Source organism: Acinetobacter uliginosus, from assembly GCF_044130295.1.
Classification (GTDB): Bacteria; Pseudomonadota; Gammaproteobacteria; order Pseudomonadales; family Moraxellaceae; genus Acinetobacter.
Genome location: NZ_JBIQOC010000134.1, coordinates 1 through 6288 on the forward strand (window position 1 = coordinate 1; position 6288 = coordinate 6288).

Consider the following 6288-nt stretch of genomic DNA (forward strand, 5'->3'; position numbering starts at 1 on the left):
ATGAGATGTAACTCATTGAAATGTGTCATCATATTCGTCGTCAGAAAACAAGTATTATGCCATTATTTCAATGAGTTATCTTTTTTTGTCGTGTACAAAGAATTTTTTTATCACTTTTAATCAAAGGTAATTGTTTACACGACAAAACTTGTCGTGCTTAAAGCTAAATTAGCTTCTTAATATTTAATATTACAGTTAAAATATTGGAATAGAAATAAAAATTGAGATAAATACTTAATGTCAAATCCATTTGATGATGCTGAATTTGCAGCTGCTTTAAAGGATAAGGTATCTAACACATCCTTGAATGTTCTACTTTTTGTGAATAAGTTTTATACCAAAATTTATTTAAATAACGAAAATAATGATTGGATAGAGTTGGGGTATGGAGAGTTAGGAAGAGAAACTCGTGATTATCTAAAATCACTAATAAAGGCTAAAAGAGTACTAATACTTGAGTCTGCTTCTAAAGATCTGACGTTGGAGAAGCCTAAGTTTGAAGATGCACAAGCCTTATCAACTTTAAAGAAGCTTGATGAATGGATCAAGATTTCTATCAATTTGACTTCAGGTAGACTGGGAGAGGTAAAAACTCAAACTAAAAATAAAATTATGTATGATGCAGCTTGGAGATGTCAATTCTCAGGTTGTGGAGTTGATTTAAGAGAACATTTAACTTCTAGTATGAGTGGAAACTATAGCTATTATGCTCATATCGTTGCATCTTCTGAGGATGGACCAAGGGGTAATCGTGATTCTGAAAAACTTGCGGATGAACCAACCAATATTATGCTTTTATGCGATAAGTGTCATCGTTTAATAGATAAAATTGAGCCTCATAACTACAGTGTTGAAATTCTTCGTGAAATGAGGGAAAAAAGTGTAAACGAAGTAAAGAGATTATTAGACTGTTTGAAATTTCCAGAGGCGGAAATGATAGTTATTGGTGGAAAAATTGAGGGGCAACCTTTTGTTTTTAATAGTCAAGATGCTGAGGAGGCTATGTGGCGAGAAGAAATGAAAAGCTTTTCTCAACCGCACCGAATTTTAAAGAATCCAGATTATTTTAGTGCATCTAATAACCCAAATTATTGGATAAATATATTTGAGCTATTTAAAACGGAAGATTTTCCAATTTTAAAAAAAATCTTGCATAAGGCTGCAAATGATTATAGACCAAAGATACTAGCAATCTTTCCATTACATGGAATGTCGGTTTTAATTTTGAGTGGGAGAATTATAGGTGATGCTTCAAGTATTGCCTTATTTCAGTTTCATAGACAAAAAGTTTTTGGTAAAGGCAAACAATGGGCGTGGCCTGAAGTAGCTGTGCCACAAAATAATAAGTTTAAAGTCATAACACATAAAGACAACCTTGATGGAGAAAGTGAAGCTCTTTTATTGGTGAATATAACTGCAAAAATCCCTGAATCGGAGTTACCTGAGCATTTATTCAATAATGGATATATTTTGCCAACTATAGAAATAACAGTTGATGAATGTTCGTTTAATGCTATCAACCACCCGAAAGATTTAGAACATTTAGGTGAGGCCATTGATATTGCTTATAAAAAAATTCAAGACGAATGGAGACTTCAGAAAGTTCACTTAATTATGGTGGCTCCAACCACTGCATGTGTACGCTTAGGTCAAAAAATGCAGGCTCGCCATCATGCCGATTTTATCTTGTATGAGCGTAAACCTGGGGCTGGCAATAAGGGCCCATTTGAACCGACTATCCAAATTGGTGCAGAAAAAGTTAGTTTGGTTGCGACTGGTCAGGAAATAAATATTTCCTAAATTCTAATTAATACTTATTTTTGAACTATTAATATGAAAGCTAAAAAAAATGAAGTATTTATTTCAGTGGACATAGAAACATCGGGCCCCATACCTGGTGACTATGATCTATTATCAATTGGTATGTGTTTGGTGGATAAACCAACGGTAAATTTTTATTGTGAATTGAAGCCAATCTCAAACAAGTATGACCCTGAAGCATTATCAGTGACAGGGTTTAACTTAGATACTCTATTAAGTACAGGGTTATTGGCAAATGTGGCTATGGCTGAGTGTTGTAAGTGGATTGATCAAAATGTTACAGCCAACGAAATACCTATATTTGTTGGGTTTAACGTGGGATTTGATTGGTCATTTATAAACTATTACTTCCATAAATATCTAGGAAATAATCCATTTGGCTATACCTCAGTAGATATTAAATCTATGTATTTTGGCTGTTTTGGTGGTGAATGGTCAGAAACTAAATCAAGTAAAATAGTTGAAAAATTAAAGCCGAATTTTACTGGTAATCATCACGCTTTGCAGGATGCGATATTTCAAGCAGAGTTATTTAATTTAATTTTAGAAGAAGTAAAAAGAAGGAGGTAAATTATGAATTTGGTAGCACAAGCGCAGCATCCAACACAAATAGATAGTTGGGAAGTGGTTTTAATGAATATTGTTCAAAAAATTTCATTAACCCCTGCTCAATACGATCTAATAACAGATAGATATAGTAATCTACAAGCGATTTTAAATGTAGCTGAAGATGAAATATTAAAAGATGCTCATATTTTTGTACAAGGTTCGATTGGATTAAAGACAACAATCAAGCCAGCTCCTGAAGCAGAAGGGGATATGGCCAATGTTGATGCTGATGCTATTGTCTTACTTCCTAACGCACAGAATGTAGATTCAAAAGAAGTATTAGATGCACTAACAAGGCGTTTCGAAGAAGGGACTAGAACTAGTACCCCCATTAAACCTTTGCGTAGAGGCATTAGAATTGTTTATGCAGATGAAAACCCAGGGTTCCACATAGATGTTACACCTGCACGAAATGCACGAGGTAATGGTCAATCAGCCGGTTATGGAAACTTAGAGGTCCCAGATAGAGAGACTGGTTGGAAGTGCAGTACACCTCGTGATTATTCACTGTGGCTAGAAAATTTGGCTAAGCTTGAAATCCAAATTATTCGAAAAATGGCTGGCGACAAAGTTCTTATGGAGAGTGCAACTCAAGATCCTTTGCCTTTGTATGAAGACTACGCTGAAAATAATCCATTAAGAGCAACTATTAAATTACTAAAAAGACATCGTGATCAGTGGGCATTAAATTCAGAAAGTCCTGAGTATCGACCGATTTCTGCAGTGATAACAACTCTAGCTGCCAAAGCATATGAGAAAGTTTATAAAGAATCACAGGCTCAGGCTCTAAGGCCAATTGAGGCAATTATAAAAATCATTGCATACATGCCACAGTTTATAACCCAAGTTGATGAAGGCTTTGCTGTATTGAACCCTAAAGATTCAGGTGAAAACTTTGCTGAAAAATGGAATCGTCCAAATGGTGAGGGTGAATCTTATCGAGAAGCATTTTTTGCATGGCATTCACAAGCTTTAGAAAGTGTATTAATAGGACTTAATGACTTAGGTAATTCAGCATCATTTGAAAATAAGCTTATGGAAAGTTTTGGAGTCCCAAGAGCATTTATCAAAGAGCAAATTATAAATGTTCCTGATAAATCATGGACATTACCTGGTAGAAGCTCTCAAATAACGCTTAATGCTCTAGCATTAAATGCCTTAACCGGATCCTCTTCATCTACAGCATCCATTCATACTTCAAATGAACCAGTAGGTCGACTTGGTTAAGATGGAAAAAGTCACTCCAGAAATAAGACAAGGCATAGCATTTTTACACCAATATTTAGGTGAAGATGCTATGTCTTTGCTTAAAGAAACAGATCCTAAAGAAAAGGAGGTACTGGCATATGAATTTCCTTTACCTGAGGACTTTTTAGGTGTTTCACGAATACTCAGGATTAGCTTTTGTGAAGGCTTTCCAACAGTTGGCTTGCGCCTACAAATAAGCCCTTCACCTTGGCTTTTATGGCCTCATGCAATGCCACAATCTTTATGTTTGTATGGGTTTGGGGAGCATCCAGCCGCAAACTCTGCTGCAAGTGTAGTAAATGATGCATTGAAGAGGTTATCAAAGATATTAGAGCTTGTATTACCTTCTTCTATTGAAAGTAATAGAAATGAGGAATTTTATAGAGAGTTAGCTTCTTATTGGGGACTACAATTAAAAATTAATAACCACCAGCTTGTTGTATTGGAACATCCTTCAACGAATGGCGAACTTTTGGGACTCACTGATCAAAGGGGGGGAATAAAACGTCATCAAGTTGTCTGGCTAGCATCGCAGCAACAAACGATAGAGACACATCTTTCTAAAATATTAAACAGAATAGAGAAAGTATCAGTTTTAGCATCTGTAGCATATTTTATTCGTTTAAATTCTTATCCAGCTGTTCAAACTCCTAATTCTCATCAAGTTTTTGAATGGATTGAGGATCATATATCTGCTGAGGATAATCGGAAGTTAATAGAATGGGATAAAAGAAGCCATGGTTATCCTATTAGATGGTTGCTATTAGAGCTTCCGAATACTGATCCACCAATTATTAAAGCGATAACTCTTAAACACAGAGGGATTAAAAGTGATAGCAGACAAATTTATGGTAAAAGGGCTGGACGTAGATTAAGAGCTCAACAGGATAACAATGTAAAATTAACGAATTTGGAACTTAGTTCAGTACATTTGTTGGCAAATAATGTAATTCACTCAAGAAATATAGAGCTAGCTAATAATGATATATCTGGTAAAAAAGTTGCAGTGATTGGTGCAGGTTCTTTAGGTAGTCAAGTCGTTATGCATCTAGTGAGGGCAGGTATTACAGACATCACCATTTTTGATCCTGATAGGTTTGAAAGTGCAAATTTGGGTAGACATATTTTAGGCGTAGATGACTTAGGTAAATATAAAACTCAAGCATTAAAAGAGCGAATCCAAAAAGATTTGCCCCATATCACCATCAAATCAATTCCCCAGTATATTCAGTATGAATGTATTAAGAATATTGGCATGCTTGATGAAATGGATGTGGTGGTCATTACAACCGCTGACTGGAATTCAGAAGAGTTTATATGGTTATTGCATAAAGTTAGGCAGTCTAAGTGGGCTTTAATCCAAGCTTGGGCTGAACCTCATGCAATCATAGGGCATGTGCTGATAACTAGAGCAAATAGTATTGCTGATGGACGCTATTTATTCGATGACCATGGAAACTTTGCACACGGTTATTCACAATGGAAAGATAACGGGGTCATCCCACTTCCAGGTTGTGGAGAAGCGTTTATCCCTGGTGGTCCTATTGGAATTAATACAATAGCGACAATAACTGCTCAATCAGTATTTGATGTACTTACTGGAAAAGTTGAATCCGAAACATGGGTTACTAGTATAGGTACTATTGAAAAGATATATGAATTGAACGGTACGTACGTAGGACCGAGTGTACCTGAAGGTTACAAGCAAATTGTCATTTCCAGAGAGTGGCCAGAGGAGTAGTGTACTAGTGAGCTATGATCTAGCTTGGGAATGGCGATGGGAATCACTTGGTGTAGAATTAAAAGTGTCCACACAGGTGGTAGACATATTCTTTACTCATCAACAAAAATCAAAAGAAGATGAGAAAGGCGGGCAGTTATTTATTGATACAAGTATGTCGGATGGTTTATGGCTTGCAGTAGCTACACCTCCACATAATGCTGATCGTTCTGGTCCAACATGGTTGGAACTAGATGTCAATAGGTGTACGCAGGAAGTTCTGGAGCATCAAAATCAAGGGTTAGTTTTGGTAGGATATTGGCATACCCACTCAGAGTTAATACCCAATTTGTCTCTACAAGATAGTAAAAGCTTTCTTGAGTTTTCTGGGAAGAATATTGAATTATTACCATGTCCTTTAGCAATAATAGTTGGCAATGGTGGTAATAATGACACGATAAGAGCTTGGTCTTTTCAAAAAAATGGGATGATATTGGCTTCTTTAAAATAGAGCTATGTCCGATCGAGTCTGAACTAATACAAGTGTACTAGCTCAAACCTGATCTGACAGTTACCCATTTTTTATTGTGCCTGTCAGGTTAAATTTGAGCTAATACAGTTAAACAAAGGCTGATACATAGGTTTTTTTCATTGGGTTTATTCCTTTAAATATTCAATGTTCCAACTCTTTAGAATATAAGGAATATTGCAAGGGTCATACCACTTATATAAAGTAATTAAAAACAAAAAACTTATATTTCAATGGCTTTTAAAAAAATCATTATTGTAAGCGTCCGCTGAACCCCACTTTTCTTATTTTCTCAATATCCCGATAGTGTCCATTATTTATTAAATGGACATTATGTTTATGGCCTTAGACACTTTTATAG

Annotated in this window: 5 protein-coding genes; all 5 read left to right on the forward strand. The window is 35.6% G+C overall.

Going from position 1 to position 6288, the window contains the following annotated elements; genetic code table 11:
• Positions 1–237: 237 nt before the first annotated feature.
• Genes ACE01T_RS16805 through ACE01T_RS16825 form a run of 5 tightly spaced genes read left to right on the forward strand, consistent with a single transcriptional unit; the run spans position 238 to position 5909 of the window.
• Complete coding sequence (locus ACE01T_RS16805) at positions 238–1800, forward strand: SAVED domain-containing protein (RefSeq protein ID WP_395519730.1); 1563 nt, start codon at positions 238–240, stop codon at positions 1798–1800.
• Between the two features lie 33 nt (positions 1801–1833).
• Positions 1834–2391, forward strand: a complete 558-nt coding sequence (locus ACE01T_RS16810; protein WP_395519731.1) for a 3'-5' exonuclease — start codon at positions 1834–1836, stop codon at positions 2389–2391.
• Positions 2392–2394: 3 nt separating this feature from the next.
• Positions 2395–3657: a nucleotidyltransferase domain-containing protein gene (locus ACE01T_RS16815; RefSeq protein WP_395519732.1), complete on the forward strand. Its 1263-nt coding sequence runs from the start codon at positions 2395–2397 to the stop codon at positions 3655–3657.
• A 1-nt stretch (position 3658) separates the two neighbouring features.
• Positions 3659–5419, forward strand: coding sequence for a HesA/MoeB/ThiF family protein (locus ACE01T_RS16820; RefSeq protein ID WP_395519733.1), 1761 nt, complete (start codon positions 3659–3661; stop codon positions 5417–5419).
• A gap of 7 nt (positions 5420–5426) precedes the next feature.
• Positions 5427–5909: a Mov34/MPN/PAD-1 family protein gene (locus tag ACE01T_RS16825; RefSeq protein ID WP_262474679.1), complete on the forward strand. Its 483-nt coding sequence runs from the start codon at positions 5427–5429 to the stop codon at positions 5907–5909.
• Positions 5910–6288: the final 379 nt, after the last annotated feature.